The organism is Heminiphilus faecis, from assembly GCF_008728965.1.
Lineage (GTDB): Bacteria > Bacteroidota > Bacteroidia > Bacteroidales > Muribaculaceae > Muribaculum > Muribaculum faecis.
In genome coordinates, this window is sequence record NZ_VSMC01000007.1 from 99,363 (window position 1) to 117,212 (window position 17,850).

Below are 17,850 nucleotides of genomic sequence, written 5' to 3' on the forward strand. Positions count from 1 at the left end.
ATGGACTTGGAGCAGTTATGCGCCAAGATGCTGACCGCATCGCGGAAGAAAGCGGTCTTGGGCGCCCTTGAAGACAATGCCGTAAGGCATATGACTATGTATGGGCTTGCCGGTTCGTCGGCTCCCATGCTCATGGCGTCGTTGCCGCCTTTGTCGGCTCCCGTGCTTGTCGTGGGTGACTCGCTTGACGATGCCGGGTATCTGTATCATGACCTGTCGAGAGCGCTTGGCGAAAGTGCAGTGCTTATGTTTCCGTCGGGTTATAAACGCTCCATCAAGTACGGACAGCCTGAGCCTCCGTCGCAGATAATGCGCACAGAGGTTCTGAACCGCTGGGGCATTGATGCGGCACTTCGTTATGTCGTGACATATCCCGAGGCTTTGGCTGAAAAAGTAGCGTCGCGCGATACTATCGACGAGCATACTTTGCGGCTGTCGACCGGTTCGTCAGCCGACATAACCGAAATAAAAAAATGGTTGCGTGAAAACGGATTTGAGGAGGTGGACTATGTCTACGATCCCGGGCACTTTGCAGTGCGCGGCTCTATTCTCGACATATTCGGTTACAGTTACGAAGAACCCTTCCGCATAGATTTTTTCGGCGACGATATTGAGTCGATACGAAGTTTCAATATTGAGACTCAGTTGTCGGAGCGTAAGTTCGATGACATATCGGTCACTTCCAATGTCGCGTCAAGTTCCGAAGGCTCGTTGCTTGACTACATATCGCATGATACTCTGATATGGATGCGTGATCCGGCTTACACCGTGGAGCGGATTAAGGCTATTGCTGCCGAGTCATTCAGCAGCAGTGCGTTAATTGCCGATGAAGGCGATGCTTCGGCTATGTCACAGGTAGTCGACCCCGAACGTTTTGCCGATGAACTTGCCTGCTTTAAGCTCGTATCGTTCACGTCGGCGCTCGATGTGCCGTCAGGTACGAAGGCGGCTATAGGCTTCGGGTGTACGCCTCAGGGCATATACCATAAAAATTTCGATCTGATTAGTGATTCGTTCAGCAAATTGTTGGCCGACGGATACACCATATATATATTAAGCGACTCGGAGAAGCAGATAGAACGTCTGCGGGCCATATTTGCCGACCGTGGCGACGATATTGTCTTCACTTCTGTCATAACGACAGTCCATGAAGGTTTTGTGGACCATGCCGTGAAGATATGCGTGTTTACCGACCATCAGATTTTTGACCGCTTTCACAAATATAATCTCAAGAGTGACCGCGCCCGTTCAGGTAAGCTGGCATTATCGCTAAAAGAGCTCGGACAGATAGAACCGGGTGACTACATAGTGCATGTCGATCATGGTGTGGGGCGTTTCGGCGGCCTTATACGCACCGAGGTCAACGGCCGCATGCAGGAGATGATAAAGCTGGTGTATCTGAACAACGACCTGCTGCTTGTGAGCATACATTCGCTCCACAAGCTGTCGAAGTATCGCGGGAAAGAGGGTGCCGAACCCCGTATAAACCGCCTCGGTTCGGGCGCGTGGAACAAGATGAAGGACCGTACCAAGTCCAAGCTTAAGGATATAGCGCGTGACCTCATCAAGCTCTATGCCGCGCGAAAGGATGAAAAAGGGTATGCTTATTCGCCCGACAGCTATCTGCAGCAGGAGCTTGAGGCTTCGTTTCTTTATGAGGATACTCCCGATCAGCTTACGGCTACTCAGGCTGTGAAGGCTGACATGGAGTCGGCACGCCCGATGGACCGTCTTGTATGCGGTGATGTGGGTTTCGGTAAGACTGAAGTGGCTATACGTGCGGCCTTTAAGGCAGCTACCGACAATAAGCAGACTGCGGTGCTTGTTCCCACGACCGTGCTTGCCTACCAGCACTACAATACGTTCAAGGACCGACTGAAGGACTTCCCCGTGAGGGTGGAGTACCTGTCGCGTGCGCGCTCGGCCAAGGATGTGAAGCTCATACTTGCCGACCTCGCCGAAGGCAAAATAGACATACTTATAGGTACTCACAAGATAATAGGCAAGGATGTGAAGTTTAAGGATCTTGGTCTTCTTATTGTCGATGAGGAACAGAAGTTCGGTGTCGCGGTCAAAGAGAAACTGAAGCAGTTCAAGGTAAATGTCGACACTTTGACAATGTCGGCTACGCCGATACCGCGTACCCTGCAATTTTCACTTATGGGTGCCCGCGACCTTTCGGCCATAACCACACCGCCGGTCAACCGATATCCTATACTTACGTCGCTGAACGCTCTGAATGATGACATAATCACCGAGGCCGTGAATTTCGAGATGTCGCGCAACGGTCAGGTGTTTATCGTGAATCCGCGCATAGAGGGACTTTATGACCTTGAGGCTATGGTGAAGCGTCTTGTCCCTGACGCACGTACTATCGTGGCCCATGGTCAGATGCCGCCTGAAAAGCTGGAAAAAGCCATAATGGATTTCTCCAATCACGATTATGACGTGCTTCTCGCCACCACTATAATCGAGTCGGGCATAGACATGCCAAATGTCAATACCATTGTCATAAATGACGCTCACAAATTCGGACTAAGTGAATTGCATCAGCTTCGAGGGCGAGTCGGCCGTAGCTCGCGTAAGGCGTTCTGTTATCTTCTTGTTCCGCCTCATGTTCCGCTTACGCCTGTAGCCCGCCGTCGTCTGCAGGCTATAGAAAGTTTCTGCGAACTCGGCAGCGGCATTCATATAGCCATGCAGGACCTTGATATACGCGGTGCAGGCAATCTGCTCGGCGCAGAGCAGTCGGGCTTCATTGCCGACCTTGGCTACGAGACCTATCAGCGAATACTCAAAGAGGCTGTAATGGAGTTGAAAAACGAGGAGTTTGCCGACACGCTTACCGCTTCTGACGGCACATCCGGCGAAGAGGAGTTTGTGGCCGACTGTGCGGTGGAGAGCGACATGGAACTTCTGCTTCCACCTGATTATGTGCCACAGGAGGGCGAGCGCATAAGCCTGTATAAAGAGCTCGACGGCATAGAACGGGAGCTTGACCTGCAGCGCTTCAGAATGCATCTTGAGGACCGATTCGGCAAGATACCCAAAGTCACCGCCGAACTGCTCCGAGTACCGCGTCTGCGCTATCTTGCACGGCGTCTCGGTATAGAGAAGATCGTGCTCAAGCAAGAGCAGATGTATATGTACTTTGTCGATGATAATAATAAGGCATATTATCAGTCGCCTATGTTCGGCCGTATATTGAACTATCTTCAGGCGCATCCACGACGCTGTCGTATAAGGGAGAAAAACGGACGCCGCAGTCTTGCCATAGCTGATGTGCCTACCGTGGAGGAGGCAGTGGCTCTGCTTCAGGAGATACTGTCGCTTAACTCTATATGACGACGATGGAGCTTGTCGATGTCGCGCCTGAAGAGTATGGACGACTTTTCCCGTCGCCGCTGCACGTATACAATACTGTCGCTTTTTCGGAACTTAACAGCGGAAAGTGCGAGGCTGTGAAATATATGGTATTTCGCGAAGGTAAGATACGGGGCGGCATAGTCCTCGGATTACGTGACGGTATGTGGCAGTCGCCCTTTTCGGCTCCTTTCGGGGGCTTCACTCTGTTGCGTGGTCAGCGCATGGAATATATAGAGCATATGGCCCGGTGTATGAGCGATTTTGCCGATGCCGCCGCTTGTCCCGTACGTATTGTATTTCCACCGGTGCCGTACGATGATAGTCTTATTACAAAGAGTGTGAGTGCCTTTTCCCGTATGCCGCAATGTGTTATGTCATATGATGTCAGCTATCATTACGATCTCCGGTCGCCTGTCACGGTGAGCCGTAAGGCGCGCGGAGCTTTGAGGGAGGCTTTACGGTACGATTTTGCTTTTGAGTGTCTTGACGGAAACGAAGCTGATATCGTGCGTGTATATGATATAGTCAGGCAGAACCATGAAGCAAAAGGCTATCCTGTAAAAATGTCATGCCGTGAGGTCATAGATACCGTCAGGATAATACCTGCCGACTTTTTTGTACTGAATGTATTGGGGCGTGATGTCGCCGCTGCAGTAGCATTTCATGTATCGCCGGGCATAGTGCAGCTGATATACTGGGGCGACATTCCGGGAACGTCATCAATGCGAGTCATGAACCGCATGGCATTTGAGTTGTCATCATACTATCGCGACAAGGGTCTTGATATAATGGATTTGGGACCGTCGACCGAAGCCGCGATCCCAAATTACGGTTTATGTGCGTTCAAGGAGAGCTGGGGCTGCCGCCCTTCATTGAAGCCGCAGGTCATTATCAGGCCATCATCTCATATATAAGGCGGGTGTCGTCAGGTGTAAGTCTGACATAATTGCCTATGGGGTTGCCTTTGTGCTCATGCAGTTTGTTGACAAGCCGGTCTAAGTCGGGGTTCTCTATGCCGAGTTGCGACAGCGTTACCGGCATACCGATGCTGATGTAAAACTCCTTTAGTCTGCTTATGCCTTCACGTATGATGTCTTCCTGAGACATACCTTCGTCGTTGACTTTCATCACGCGGATGGCAAACTGCAATATTTTGTCGGGATTTTTGGTCGCCACGTAAGTCATCCATGCCGGATTGACTACGGCAAGGCCTGCTCCGTGGGCCACGTCATATATGGCGCTGAGTTCATGTTCCATGAAGTGTGAGGCCCAGTCCTCCACACGTCCTGTGCCGCACAGCCCGTTATGGGCAAGGGTGCCGCACCACATGATATTGGCTCGTGCCTGATAGTCGTTCGGTTTTGCTATTACTTTCGGAGCCTCTTCCATTATAGCCGTCAGAAGTCCTTCGGCCACACGGTCGGTGACTTGACAGTCGGGAGTGTTTGTAAAATATCGCTCAAATATATGGGCCATCATGTCGACTATTCCGCAGGCAGTCTGGTATGGCGGAAGAGTGAATGTGAGCTCCGGGTTCATTATGGCAAATTTGGGCCGCAGGGCACTCTCTGTACGCAGACTTAGTTTTATCAGACCGTCGCGTTTGGTGATGACAGAGTTGCCGGAACCTTCGCTTCCGGCAGCAGGTATGGTAAGCACAACACCCACCGGCAGAGCTTTATCCACAATCTTCTTACCGCAATAAAAGTCCCAGAAATCGCCTTCATAAGGTGCTCCGCAGGCTATGCCCTTTGCGGTATCTATCACCGAACCGCCACCCACCGCAAGTAGAAAATCTATGCCGTGGCTGCGTACCAAGTCTATGCCTTTATAGACTTGGTCATCAGTCGGGTTCGGTTTGATGCCGCCTATCTCCATGTGGTTTATGCCGGCTTCGTCAATCGACAGCCTTACACGGTCAAGAAGCCCGCTTTTTATGACTGAACCGCCTCCATATACGATAAGCACATTCTTGGCGCCGAAGTCTTTAAGCTGCTGCCCGGCAGACTTTTCCGTTTCGCGTCCGAATATATATTTTGTAGGCGCCCGGAGTATAAAATTGTCCATAGCTTTCGATAGCTTCAAATGTTACCGTCGGTTTCCGCCTTTCTTGGCTTTCTGCTGTTCGCGCAACATGGCCTGCTGTTGGCGCTGCGCTTCTTCAAGGCGGGCCATGAAGCCTGACTTTTTGCGCGGCTTCTTTGCTGCCTCTCTCATCTTGGCGCGCATTTTCTCTTCATTTACAACATGACGGAAAATGTAGGTCTGCACGATAGTGATGAGCAATGATAGGAAGTAGTAGTATGACAGACCGGCCGCATAGTTGTTGAAGAACACAAGGAACATGACAGGCATGAGATACATCATCCACTTCATGCCGGGCATGGCTGTGCTCGACGGCTGGCTGGCCATAGTTATCTTGGTGTATATTATATTGGTCGCGGTCATCAGCAGACAGAACAACGACAGGTGATTGCCGAAATACTCTGTCACGAGCGGTATATTGCCTGTCCATGACAATATGGCGTCAGGAGCCGAAAGGTCCTTGGCCCATAAGAATGACTCTCCTCGTAATTCTATACATGACGGGAAGAACGTGAACATGGCAATCAGCACCGGCATCTGAAGCAACATCGGCAGACAGCCTGCCATAGGATTGGCTCCCGCTTTTGAATAGAGAGCCATCGTCTTTTGCTGGCGCGTCATTGCGTTTTCCTGTCCGGGATACTTATCGTTGATTTCCTTTATCTCCGGAGCCAACAGACGCATCTTGGCCTGTGACATGTAGCTCTTGTAGGTAAAGGGGAAGATAATGAGTTTTATGAATATGGTAAGTAAGAGTATTATGATACCATAGTTGGTGAACCAATGGCCGAGTATGTCAAATACTGGAATTATAATCCACGTATTGATCCATCGGAAAAGTGCCCAGCCGAGAGGTATAAGACGGGTCAGGTTAAGGTTCTCGTCGGGCTGCAGGTTGCTTTGCAGATCGGATAGCAGCGGATAGAGGTTCGGGGCTATGAGTATGTCAAATGCGGCCGGCACGGGGTTGCCCGCGTTGTAATCGAGAGTGGTGACGGCATCAAGCTCTTTCAGATACTCGGAGTGCTCCTTTGTCAGCACACGCGAGGTAAGGTTGGCGCTGTTAAAGTGGCTTTTGGGTATGAACGCCATCGAGAAGAACTGGTTTTTGTAGCCTATCCACTTGATGCGTTCGTTGATTTCCTCATCGTCGTTGGAGGTTTCTTTAAGATTCTCTACATCGCCGCCTGCGTACTTGTAGTAGATTGCCGAATTGCGCTCCTCAAATATGCGCCCTTTTTCCTGCCGTATCATCTTTTGGCTCCACAGGAAGTCCATTGTTGCCACATTGGACGGAATTATCGACTGCATGCCCTGCTGTACTATCTCCATCTTTACTACATAGCTTTCAGGAGCCAAGGTATAGCGCATGCCGAATGACGCGCCGTTGCCGAGGTTAAGCGACATGAGCACTGTGCTGTCGTTTTCTTGAACTGGAGTGAAGTAGAAGTCACGGGTGTCAAACTCACGGTCGGCCGAGTTGAGCACGAATGAGTATATGTCATCGTCACCGTTGATCACTACAACCTTGCCGCCACGGTAAGAGTCGTATTTTTTCAGTTCGGCTCGCGATATTATACCTCCTTTGCTTGAAAGATCCAGCGATATCACATCGTTTTCGAGTTTTAGCGTCTTGTTTTCGCCGTGCAGATATCTGGCAAAACCGTGATACTGCGACAGGTTGCGCAGCGTTGACTTAACCGAAGCTATGGCTTGGTTCATAGCCTTGACCGAGGGGAGTGCGGTTGAGCTTAGTTCAGGATGTACGAGATTGTTTATGTTGATGTCGGTAGAGTCTACCGTTACATACCCGTTGACAGTATTGCCGTCGGTTGACAGACGCATCTGCGGAGTGTTGAGCGCATAGCGGCCTGTGGAGTCGGCTTCGCCGTATTGTCTTATGGCTCCCGCAAGCATGGTTATTTCGGCGGGAGTAAGAGTGTCGGCCTTGGATGCCAGTAAATCATCGGTCATGGCCTGTGCCTGATCTGTTGTCACCTCCTCGACCGGCATTTTGCTGTCGGGGCGTGGATCCGGTTGGTTCAGCCACATGAAGCCGAGTATGATAGCTCCCATCAGGAGCAGTCCTAACATTGTGTTTTTATCCATTATTTATCGTTTTTATATGCGATGGCTGCTTTAATAAAATCTATGAATATAGGGTTCGGGCTCAATACCGTCGACGAGTACTCTGGGTGATATTGAGTGCCTATGAACCAACGGTGGTCGGGGAGTTCGACGACTTCGACAAGATGTGTGCCGGGATTTTCACCCACACACTTCATGCCTGAAGCTTCAAAGCGCTCTCTGTAGTCGCTGTTGAATTCAAAGCGGTGGCGGTGGCGTTCACTGACTTCTGTGGAACCGTAGGCTTTAGCCGCCCGTGAGCCGGGTGTAAGACGGCAGTCGTAGGCTCCAAGGCGCATGGTTCCGCCTTTATCGGTGACCGATTTCTGCTCTTCCATAAGGTCGATGACATTGTCGGGAGTGTTGGGATTCATCTCTGTCGAGTTAGCTTCGATAAGTCCGAGTACGTTACGTGCAAATTCGATAACCATGCACTGCATGCCGAGACATATGCCGAAAGTGGGCATGTCGTGCTCACGACACCATTTCAGCGCTACAAACTTGCCCTCGATGCCTCTATGTCCGAAGCCCGGCGCCACGATTACTCCGTCAAGCGGCAAGAGCTTCTCTTCAACATTGTCGTCATTAAGTTTTTCGGAATGGATGTATACGAGGTTGAGTTTGCGGTCGTTGTATGTGGCAGCCTGAAACAGCGCTTCGTTAATAGACTTGTAGGCGTCCTGAAGTTCGACGTACTTGCCTACGAGACCTATCGTGACTTCTTCGCGTGCGCTTTCCATTTTTTTTAGGAAGTTTAACCACGGAGTCATGTGCGGCTCTCCTTCAAATGCCACTTGGGTCTTGTTGAGTACTATTTCGTCGAGATGCTGTTCGTGCATCTTGACAGGCACTTCGTATATCGACGGCACATCGACCGACTGGATTACGGAGTCGGGAGCCACGTTGCAGAACCGGGCGATTTTGTGCCTCATCTCCTTGGGTATGTCGTGCTCGGTGCGCAGAATCAGAATGTCGGGCTGTATGCCTACCTCCTGCAGCTGCTTCACGGAGTGCTGTGTGGGTTTTGTCTTGAGTTCCTTGGCCGCGTGGATGTAAGGCACATAAGTCAGGTGTATGCACAGTGCGTTGTGTCCGAGTTCCCATATGAGCTGACGCACGGCTTCGAGATAGGGGAGCGACTCGATGTCACCGACAGTGCCGCCTATTTCCGTGATTATGTAGTCAAAGTTGCCCGTGTTGCCGAGTAGCTTTACATTGCGTTTTATCTCGTCGGTTATATGAGGTATTATCTGGACTGTCTTGCCGAGATAGTCGCCGCGGCGTTCCTTGTCGATGACGCTTTGGTATATGCGGCCGGTTGTGACGTTGTTGGCGCGTGTTGTCGGTACATTAGTGAAGCGCTCATAATGACCGAGATCAAGGTCGGCTTCATGACCGTCGACGGTTACGTAGCACTCGCCGTGCTCGTAAGGGTTTAGTGTACCCGGATCTATGTTTATATATGGGTCAAACTTCTGTATCGTTACCCTTAGACCGCGTGCTTTGAGCAAGCACGCGAGCGATGACGAGATGATCCCTTTGCCAAGGGATGACACAACGCCACCGGTTACAAATATATATTTTGTTTCCACACTGATTGGAGTTTTCATTCCAAGGCGCAAAGTTAGTGATTTTAAATTATAAATCATAGCGGTACGGAGCAATTGTCGGTGCAAAAAGAAGCCCCAGTTTCACAACTGAGACTTCCCCGGAAAAATTAGTGAATGTTGATTGTGCGATATCTTTAGTCTCACATTTCCCTTTGATGCGATTTTGTATCAAAGGTAACTGCAACACACCTTTATCGTATTCTGTCATCATTGAAAGCAGGGGAATTTACGTATGTAACCGACATCGGAATTCTGTAAAGCAAGTGTGTCGGAAAATTCGGTCTGTCGTATGGTTACGACGGTCGAAACTGTATACTTGAATTCAAATCTCTCAATGAATGATATGGCAAAGATAGTATTTTTTTGAAACAATAGGTGCGTTATAGGCATTATTCTTATAAAAAGATGCTGTCTTTGAATTTCGAGGGAATATCGATGTTTGGGGGTGCGTTGTTAATATTGAATATGAATACTGTTACTTTGTTGAAATTCAGACCGGTCACGGTCGATGCCGTTTCCGAGATACTGCCGTTGCTCCATTATTCGGAGAGTCGGACTTGTGACTATACTCTTGCCGGCATACTTATGTGGACCGACTATTTTAAATATGAGTACGCGATATTGCGCGATACTTTGTTTATACGTGGAGTCGCGGAAAACGATAAGTCGCAAACCGCTTTTTCGATGCCTATAGGGCGACTGCCATTGCGTAAGTCGCTGGCAATGATATGTGATTATTGTACTGCCAAGGGAACGCGGCCTCTGTTCTCGGCCGTGCCGGAGGACCGTCTGCCTGACTTTTACTGTCTTGGCGCATGTCATATAGAGGAACTTACCGACTGGGCCGATTATCTTTATGATGCCGGACAACTTGCCACTCTTTCCGGGAACAAATACAGCAAGAAGCGCAATCATGTCAATCGTTTTGTAAGCGAACATCCTTGTTTTAGTTTCGAGCCTGTCAGCCTACGTAATATAGAGGCTGTCAAGGAGTTTTACGCATCGGATGCATTTGCCGGAGAGGACCGTTCGGGTACTGCCGGAGAAGAGCGTCGTCAAGTATTTGGTGTGCTTGACGAGTATGGGCGGTTGCCGTTTGAGGGTGCTGTCCTTTCCACTCCCGAGGACGGAATTGTGGCTTTTACAATAGGAGAGGTGATAGGCGACACTCTTTTTGTGCATATCGAGAAGATGAATCATGCGGTAAAAGGGGCCGGAGAGACTATAAACAAGCTGTTTGCGGCTGCCATGACCGACCGTTACGGTATAACCTATATAAATCGCGAGGAGGATGTGGGCGATGAAGGGTTGCGCAAGGCCAAGCAGTCTTATCATCCTGTGATGTTGCTGAAAAAATACAATCTGTCGTTTTAGTTTGGAATAGGGGAGGTGCTTATTGAAAAAGTTTTTGTAACTTTACATAGAAACATAAACAAGCTTCCGCTATGAAACTTCATTTACCGCCACGTCATGACGGCAGCCGCGGATCAATAGACACCGAGGGGCGCCGCCTCATAATTATCGGAGCCAACGGCTCGGGTAAGACACGTTTTGCCGAACGACTTATTGGTGAACTTGCCGGTCGGTCGTTTCGCATATCGGCTTTGAATGCACTTTATCGTTGCGAGCATGACCCGTCGGCCGGTTCTATTGATGAACTTTATAAGTCGGCTGCCGCGCAGTCGTCGTTTATGCGCGATGATATAAAGACGCAATTTGAACGGTTGTTTATGCTGCTTATATATGACGAGATGCTTAATCTGTTCGCTCATAAAATAGCTGACGCTTCCGGCGAAGGTGTTCCTATTAAGGAGAGTCGTCTTGACAAAGTGGTCAGCGAGTGGCAGGAGGTGTTTCCCGATAGCAAGATCTTGCGCGAGGGAAGTCGTATACTTTTCAGTCGTCAGGTGGGTGACAGTTATTCGTCTATGAAACTGTCTGATGGAGAAAAGGCGGTGCTTTATTATTTCGGAGCGGTACTTTACGCTCCAGAAAAGGCGGTGGTGTTTGTTGATAATCCGGGCATGTTTTTGCATCCGAGTATAACCGGTATGATATGGGACCGCGTTCAGATGCTTCGTCCTGACTGTACGTTTATATATACAACTCATGACGTCGAGTTTCTATCATCGAGAAGTGACAATCTTGTGGTATGGGTTCGTGATTACGATGCTTCGGACGCAACATGGGATTATGTAGTGCTTCCGGCCGGTTCAGCCATCAGCGAAGACCTTTACATGACTTTGGTAGGGGTGAGAAAACCGGTTCTTTTCATAGAGGGCGATGCCCGCCACTCGATTGATGCCAAACTTTATCCGCTTGTATTTAAGGATTATACCGTTAGATCGCTCGGGAGTTGCAACAAGGTTATAGAAGCCACCCGCACGTTCAACGACTTAAGTACGTTTCATCATCTTGACAGTCATGGCATAGTCGATCGCGACCGTCGTGATGCGAAAGAGGTTAAATATTTGCGTGATAAGAAAATATTTGTGCCTGATGTAGCTGAAATTGAGAATATTCTGATGCTTGAAGAGGTTATACGCACGGTGGCTCATCGTCAAGGCCGCAATGAAACTCGCGTGTTCCAGCATGTCAAGAAGGCTATTCTCGGCCAGTTCAAGCAAGATATAAAGCAGCAGGCTCTTCTGCATACCCGTCATCGTGTAAAACGTATTATCGAGTACCGGGTTGATGGCCGCTTCCCTAACATAGCGCGTCTTGAGGAACATATCGCCAATCTGGTGCATGAGATTATGCCCCGGGCCATGTATGAGAATTTTTGCCGGGAGTTTCATTCCTATGTGGCTGAAGACGATTATGGTTCGGTTCTGCGGGTGTATAATCAGAAGTCGATGGTGCCGGCGTCAAATGTGGCCGGATTATGCGGCCTCGCCAACAAAGATGCCTATATAAAAACGATAATAGACATACTTAAGCGCAATGGTGATGACGCAGCCCGCATAAGGCGCGCAATAATACATTGTTTCGGTATAGATGAGGAGGAAGCCACCGCTCCGCGTCCTGAACAAAAAGTGATAAAAAATGATTAAATGCTGGATTGAAGCCATGAGGCTTCGCACTCTGCCCGTGTCTATAGCCGGAGTTATAACGGCAATCGGTTATAATGTGCTTGACGGAACATTTATGGCTCTGCCTGCTGTACTTTGTCTTGTGTTTGCGGTATTGGCGCAGATTGCATCTAATTTTGCCAACGAATATTATGATTACCGTGACGGTCTTGACCGCCCCGGGCGTGAAGGGCCTCGTCGTGGGGTCACGGAAGGCGATATCTCTCCGCGGGCTATGAAGGCCGCTACTTTCGCAGTGCTTGGAGTTGCGTGTGTTGTCGGTTGCTCGTTGATTATATGGGGCGGCTGGTGGCTGTTGCTTGCCGGGACTATGATAGCGGCGGGAGCAATGGCATATTCGGCCGGTCCTTATCCGCTTTCGCGTCATGGCTTCGGTGAGGTGGCGGTGTTCTTCTTTTTCGGTATTATTCCTGTCAATCTGACATATTACATACAAGCCGGCACATTTGAAACAGATGTTTTCTGGGGTTCGGTGGCTATAGGCCTTATGGGAGCGAATGTACTGATTGTAAATAATTACCGTGATGCTGACGATGATGAAGCGGTGGGCAAAAACACAATGGCCGTTATATTCGGCCGCCGTACGGCTTCGCTTGTTTACCTGTTTGACGGACTGGTCGCTTTTTGTATAATTATGTCGCAATTGGCATATGTGCAGGGTATACCTATTGTCTATGTGCTGCTGCATATATTGCTGTGGAACTTTTTACGCAGTCACCGCGGTGCCGCTCTCAATCCATTGCTTGGCATGACAGCTGTGCTGATGCTTGCATATTCTATTGCTTTTTTGCTTTACGCGGTTTTGTAACCAATAGGTTTCTGTAATTTTATCTGTTGTATATATATTAATGTGTGGGGGCTGTTAAATGATGGTTTCTGCATGAACGTAATGTATCGCGTATGTTTCTCTAAACACCTTGTCTTATGGCCTGAATCGTCGGATTGCTGCTTGTTGTGACAGAAATTGTCGTGAAGTGTAACGAATATGAAATACTTAAGCAATGCACCATAGTGTTATTAATCAATGTGTTGTAAATTAACAATAGTTAAATATTATACTTTGCTGAAAAAATATTACACAAAGCTGTTGCATATTAAAAATATTATGTATCTTTGCTGTGTAATCAATTTGTAACACGTTTGTGTGAGGGTTGAAATAATAGTATTAACTGAAAAAATTATCACTATGGGTTCGTCTAACTTTCAAACAAAGTTGTTAAGCTTGCAAAGCAATCTTCTTAACTTCGCTTACATCCTAACGTCCAACCGCGATGACGCATACGACCTGCTTCAGGATACGACACTAAAGGCGCTCGACAACGAGGACAAATATGTTGACAACGTCAACTTCAAGGGATGGGTCTTCACAATCATGCGCAATATCTTCATAAACAACTACCGCAAGGTTGTGCGTTCGGCTACGATAATCGACCAGACAGAGGATCTGTATCATCTTAATCTGCCTCAGGATTCCGGTTTCGAGACCCCGGAGGGTTCGGTTGCCGCCAAGGAGATAACCGCCGCCATCAACTCTTTCAGTGATGACTACCGCATACCGTTCTCGATGCATGTCGCCGGCTACAAGTACAATGAGATTGCCGAAAAGATGAATCTTCCTCTCGGCACTGTCAAGAGCCGTATATTCTTTGCCCGCCAGCGTCTTCAGCAGTCGTTGAAGGACTACCGTTAGCCAATACATGCAGAGACGCATAGCATAAGACACATTTATACTGCACAATACATTTATTGATTAACCCATACAAAAAAGGCGATGCCCTATAAGGCATCGCCTTTTTTGTATGGGTCAGTGGAGCAGCAGCGAGGCGTCGCCGTAGCTTAAAAAGCGGTAATCGCCGTCAAGAGCATAGTCATACACGGCACGCCAGTCGCCGTCGACAAATGCTGACACAAGCAACAGCAGCGTGGAGCGTGGCTGATGGAAGTTGGTTATAATGCCGTCGACAATCTTGAATTCATAGCCCGGAGCTATGATTATGCGAGTGGAGGCTATGAGCGTGTCGGTGCCGTTCTCCGCGAGATATCTGTCTATATTGGCAAGTGCATCTTTTGCAGACAGGCGGGGGTGCTCGTCGGAGTAAGGATACCATTGAGGAACTTCTCCGTCCCATTTCCGCTGACCGATGAGGCAACCGATGTGGTAAAGGCTTTCAAGGGTGCGTACAGATGTGGTGCCCACGGCTATGACACTGCGTGAGGTCTCGGATAGCTCGCTTATCAGTGACCGGCTGACGGCAATAAACTCGCTGTGCATGCCGTGGTCGCCGATAGTATCGGTCTTGACGGGCTGGAATGTTCCGGCTCCGACGTGCAATGTGAGTTCGCGGCGTTCTATTCCGTGTCGGTCTATTTCGGCAAGCACTTCCGGAGTGAAGTGAAGTCCGGCTGTAGGTGCGGCTACCGATCCGTCTATATGGCTGTATACGGTCTGATAGTCGGTAGAGTCGGTATCTTCCGTGTTGCGATTAAGATAAGGCGGTATCGGTATTTCTCCGGCGCTCTCTATGATGCGGGCAAATGTCACCGAAGGGTCATCCCACGAAAACCGTATGATAGAGGCGTTGCCCTCCCTTCCGGTACGGGAAGCCTTTAATGTAAGCTCTTTCCCGTCAATATGGAGAGGCAGAGACAGGTCTCCTTCTTTCCAGCGTTTTGAGTTGCCTACAAAACAAAGCCAAGAACAGCACGATGTAGAAGCGAAGCTGACGGCGTAATCGGCAGGCTCTACCGGCTCCAGACAAAATATCTCTATTATGGCTCCGGCGTCAGACTTGCGGAATCGGAGTCTTGCATTTATGACCCGAGTGTTGTTGTATACAAGCATCGAGTCGGCGGCCAGCAATGAGGGAAGTTCGGTGAATATGCGGGTATCGAGTGTACCGTCGGGCCGGCGCACGAGCAACTTGCAGTTGTCGCGCCGTGCGAGCGGATGTTTGGCTATTCGCTCGTCAGGTAGCGGATAGTCGAAATCCTGTATCTTTATTGACTGGGGAGTGCTGTTCATAAAAACGTTGTAGAAAACTTTCCGCAAAGTTACGGATTAATTCTGAGTATTGCTACCGTTGTTTCCTGACGCACCCGTCTGTGCTCCTCCTACAATGTCGTCGTTGGATATGGTCTTGACGGTCTTTTTCACTTGGGCGTTTAGTGATCCGAAGCGCCATGATACGGTAACGCTTACGGCTCGCTGATGCCTTGAAATTATTGCGCTGCCGATATAGTCGCCTCCTGTGCGGTAGCTTTTGATTCTCATGTTGGATGAACCGAAGGGGTTTTGCGCATTTATTCTTACTGACAGCCTGTTTTCTTTCAGGAAAGAGCGTGACAGGGTTATGCTGTGAAAATACATGGCCGATGTGCGGCCATAAAGATCGTTGATGCCTGAACTGAAGCGTCCTCCCAATGCTTCGATGCGGAGCATCCACGGAAGCTGCTGCGACGCTTGGGCATAAAAGCCCCATGTCCATCGGCTGTTGGAAAGCCCGAGCGACGGATTGGCGAGTTTGGAATATCCGCCTGACGCATTAACCATGATTGATGTCTTTTGAGTGGCGCGCCACTGTATGTAGCCGTTGCACGATAGCCGCCGTGCATGGCCGACATTGCCATAGCTGTTGTAAATGATATTGTCGCGCACTTCCGATATTTGGGTTATCTGCTCGTTGCAGAAGACATAGTCTGTCGAAGCGTTGAGCGTTATTTTAGGCTTCATTAGCATGTAGGACAAGCGGAAAGAGTAGCTGTGGGCGCTCGACAGGTCGGGATTGCCTTGCGATACTGAATTCGGTGTGGCTATTACGGCCGGATTAAGGTATGATATTCCCGGCCGGTTTATGCGCGACCCGAAAGTGAGGTTGAGGCTGTTGGCGGGATTTATGCGCCAGTTTGCCCCTATGGTAGGCACAATATCGTTTAGGTCCTGATGAAAGTCGGGCGTTTTGCCGTCTTTGAATTTTGCAGCGAGATATGAGTATTCGTATCTTACTCCGGCACGTGCTCCGACAGGACCTGTGTTGAACATGTATTCGGCATACAATGCGGCTACCTGCGTGTTGTGTGAGAAATCGGTGGCGTTGGTTGCCGAATTGTCATATCGCTGCTCGGTGTTGCTGCTGTTGTCGCGAAGTATGTATTTGGCACCGGCGTTTATTTTGTGTTTGCTGCCGAAAGGTCTTGTATAGTCGGCCTGAAACGTATGTTCCCAGAAGTGCTGATTGTTGTCGGTATAATATGATGTATAGTCAAACGGCGGATTGAACAGATCGTCGAGTTCGTTGTATTGGGTGCTCTTGTTGGTGGTTGTATTGAGCAGATATGACAGTACTATGGACTCGCCTTTATGTCGGGTAAGTCGCTGATAGTCGACTTTTCCGGCGAAATTGTAATTATTGAAGTCAGGGAAGTGGAAGCGGTCGGAGTAGCCGTACAGCCGTTCGCCGGCATTATTGAAAAATGATGTTGTCGATGTGCCCGTAGGTTTTACTTTGTAGAAGAAACCGTCGAATGCCGCTGTTATAAGGTTTAGGGAATCGGGCTCGTAGCTCGCTTCGAATGACATGTAGTTGCCGTATCCTTTGCTGGTTGATGTGTCTTCGTAGCGTTGCGTATCGCCCGATTGCCGATATAGATACTCGGATACCGTGTTGTTGCGGGTCGCTTTTTCGCTGATGCCGAAATATCCATAATTGACCGATGCTGTGAATTTGTCTATTTGGGTGGTCAGGTAAGCGCCCATATTGGGTGTGCCTTTGGTGTCATATGATGCGAAAAGATTGCCTATCACACCTTTGACTTTCATATTGTCTATAGTGACGATGTTAAGTATGCCTCCAACTCCTTCGGCATCATATTTGGCTCCCGGTTCGGTTATTACTTCTATGCGTTTTATCATTGATGCGGGTATTGAGCTTAATACCTCTTTGGGGTTGTTGGTGAACGAATTGTTGGGTTTTCCGTTTTTGTATATCTTGAAGTTGGCCTCGCCTTTTACGCGTATCTCATTGTTGCCGTCGACAGTAACCATGGGTACTTTGCGCAGCATCTCAATTATGGTGCTGGTTTTTGAGTCTTCATCGCCTTGTACATCGTAAGATATGCGGTCGACTTCTGACACTACGAGCGGTCGTTGAGCTATGACCTCGACTTCGCCGAGTGTGTTTTCGGACATACGCATGACTATCTTCCCGAAATCTTTTGTACGGTGCGCAGGGTGAAGGCTGAATTTGATTTCTGACGGAGTTTTGCCGACGGAGGTTATGCGCAAAATGTAGTCGCCGGCACTCGGAAGCGTCTGCGTGAAGTTTCCGTCAATGTCAGATGTGCCTATGGCTATCGGCTTTGTCATATCGGCGTCTTTGTATATCCTTACGGTGACATAGGATTCGCTTGTTCCGGTAGAGTCGACGACTTCGCCTGACACTTTGTATTGGGCATTGGCGCATATAGTGGCCATTGATACAAGCAACAATAGACAGAAAACCTTTTTCATATGTGATAACGTGTTATAAAATCCGCGGTTATGTACGGACTGATGAGTTCACAAAGATAGATAA

General features: G+C 49.0%; 12 protein-coding genes. 6 read left to right on the forward strand and 6 right to left on the reverse strand.

Translation table 11 applies throughout. From position 1 onward, the window contains the following. Together mfd and FW767_RS04575 are read left to right on the forward strand one after the other, a co-directional pair. Complete coding sequence (gene mfd / locus FW767_RS04570; protein ID WP_121698695.1) at positions 1 to 3,345, forward strand: transcription-repair coupling factor; 3,345 nt, start codon at positions 1 to 3, stop codon at positions 3,343 to 3,345. Between the two features lie 5 nt (positions 3,346 to 3,350). Beyond that, positions 3,351 to 4,280 carry a hypothetical protein gene (locus FW767_RS04575; RefSeq protein WP_121698696.1) on the forward strand — a complete coding sequence of 310 codons (930 nt, stop codon included), beginning with the start codon at positions 3,351 to 3,353 and terminating at the stop codon, positions 4,278 to 4,280. Here FW767_RS04575 and FW767_RS04580 read toward each other — a convergent pair. The 4 genes from FW767_RS04580 to FW767_RS04595 are packed head-to-tail and all read right to left on the reverse strand — an operon-like array spanning position 4,258 to position 9,399. Next, positions 4,258 to 5,433 (reverse strand): iron-containing alcohol dehydrogenase, encoded by a 1,176-nt coding sequence (locus FW767_RS04580; protein WP_121698697.1) that lies wholly within the window; start codon positions 5,431 to 5,433, stop codon positions 4,258 to 4,260. The two genes, FW767_RS04575 and FW767_RS04580, sit on opposite strands and share 23 nt — an antisense overlap. A 21-nt stretch (positions 5,434 to 5,454) precedes the next feature. After that, on the reverse strand, positions 5,455 to 7,560 hold the full coding sequence (gene yidC, locus FW767_RS04585) for a membrane protein insertase YidC (protein WP_235898049.1): 2,106 nt from the start codon (positions 7,558 to 7,560) through the stop codon (positions 5,455 to 5,457). Then, positions 7,560 to 9,188 (reverse strand): CTP synthase, encoded by a 1,629-nt coding sequence (locus FW767_RS04590; protein ID WP_205523810.1) that lies wholly within the window; start codon positions 9,186 to 9,188, stop codon positions 7,560 to 7,562. The genes yidC and FW767_RS04590 overlap by 1 nt, the downstream gene beginning before the upstream one ends. 28 nt (positions 9,189 to 9,216) lie before the next feature. Then, entirely contained in the window at positions 9,217 to 9,399 is a 183-nt protein-coding gene (locus FW767_RS04595; protein ID WP_121698699.1) for a hypothetical protein, read from the reverse strand. Positions 9,400 to 9,653: 254 nt separating this feature from the next. On the opposite strand from FW767_RS04595, the gene FW767_RS04600 reads away from it, so the two are divergent. The 4 genes from FW767_RS04600 to FW767_RS04615 all read left to right on the forward strand — a co-directional run bounded on the left by FW767_RS04600 (position 9,654) and on the right by FW767_RS04615 (position 13,970). Beyond that, positions 9,654 to 10,562, forward strand: coding sequence for a DUF2156 domain-containing protein (locus tag FW767_RS04600; RefSeq protein ID WP_205523811.1), 909 nt, complete (start codon positions 9,654 to 9,656; stop codon positions 10,560 to 10,562). A 71-nt stretch (positions 10,563 to 10,633) separates the two neighbouring features. Beyond that, the gene (locus FW767_RS04605) at positions 10,634 to 12,241 is read left to right on the forward strand and encodes a DUF4435 domain-containing protein (RefSeq protein ID WP_121698702.1); all 1,608 of its coding nucleotides are present in this window, start codon (positions 10,634 to 10,636) and stop codon (positions 12,239 to 12,241) included. Then, positions 12,234 to 13,088, forward strand: a complete 855-nt coding sequence (gene menA / locus FW767_RS04610; protein WP_121698703.1) for a 1,4-dihydroxy-2-naphthoate octaprenyltransferase — start codon at positions 12,234 to 12,236, stop codon at positions 13,086 to 13,088. The genes FW767_RS04605 and menA overlap by 8 nt, the downstream gene beginning before the upstream one ends. Before the next feature lie 378 nt (positions 13,089 to 13,466). Next, positions 13,467 to 13,970 (forward strand): RNA polymerase sigma factor, encoded by a 504-nt coding sequence (locus tag FW767_RS04615; protein WP_150980373.1) that lies wholly within the window; start codon positions 13,467 to 13,469, stop codon positions 13,968 to 13,970. Between the two features lie 114 nt (positions 13,971 to 14,084). Here the strand turns inward: FW767_RS04615 and FW767_RS04620 are convergent, their stop codons facing one another. After that, positions 14,085 to 15,302 carry an S-adenosylmethionine:tRNA ribosyltransferase-isomerase gene (locus FW767_RS04620; RefSeq protein ID WP_121700327.1) on the reverse strand — a complete coding sequence of 406 codons (1,218 nt, stop codon included), beginning with the start codon at positions 15,300 to 15,302 and terminating at the stop codon, positions 14,085 to 14,087. A gap of 36 nt (positions 15,303 to 15,338) precedes the next feature. After that, entirely contained in the window at positions 15,339 to 17,786 is a 2,448-nt protein-coding gene (locus tag FW767_RS04625; RefSeq protein WP_150980375.1) for an outer membrane beta-barrel family protein, read from the reverse strand. Between the last annotated feature and the right edge of the window lie 64 nt (positions 17,787 to 17,850).

Bases quoted from the DNA above. Each gene is read 5' to 3' on its own strand.
- mfd (WP_121698695.1), top strand. From the start codon at position 1: ATGGACTTGGAGCAGTTATGCGCCAAGATGCTGACCGCATCGCGGAAG.
- FW767_RS04575 (WP_121698696.1), top strand. From the start codon at position 3,351: ATGGAGCTTGTCGATGTCGCGCCTGAAGAGTATGGACGACTTTTCCCG.
- FW767_RS04580 (WP_121698697.1), bottom strand. From the start codon at position 5,433: ATGGACAATTTTATACTCCGGGCGCCTACAAAATATATATTCGGACGC.
- yidC (WP_235898049.1), bottom strand. From the start codon at position 7,560: ATGGATAAAAACACAATGTTAGGACTGCTCCTGATGGGAGCTATCATA.
- FW767_RS04590 (WP_205523810.1), bottom strand. From the start codon at position 9,188: ATGAAAACTCCAATCAGTGTGGAAACAAAATATATATTTGTAACCGGT.
- FW767_RS04595 (WP_121698699.1), bottom strand. From the start codon at position 9,399: ATGATGACAGAATACGATAAAGGTGTGTTGCAGTTACCTTTGATACAA.
- FW767_RS04600 (WP_205523811.1), top strand. From the start codon at position 9,654: ATGAATACTGTTACTTTGTTGAAATTCAGACCGGTCACGGTCGATGCC.
- FW767_RS04605 (WP_121698702.1), top strand. From the start codon at position 10,634: ATGAAACTTCATTTACCGCCACGTCATGACGGCAGCCGCGGATCAATA.
- menA (WP_121698703.1), top strand. From the start codon at position 12,234: ATGATTAAATGCTGGATTGAAGCCATGAGGCTTCGCACTCTGCCCGTG.
- FW767_RS04615 (WP_150980373.1), top strand. From the start codon at position 13,467: ATGGGTTCGTCTAACTTTCAAACAAAGTTGTTAAGCTTGCAAAGCAAT.
- FW767_RS04620 (WP_121700327.1), bottom strand. From the start codon at position 15,302: ATGAACAGCACTCCCCAGTCAATAAAGATACAGGATTTCGACTATCCG.
- FW767_RS04625 (WP_150980375.1), bottom strand. From the start codon at position 17,786: ATGAAAAAGGTTTTCTGTCTATTGTTGCTTGTATCAATGGCCACTATA.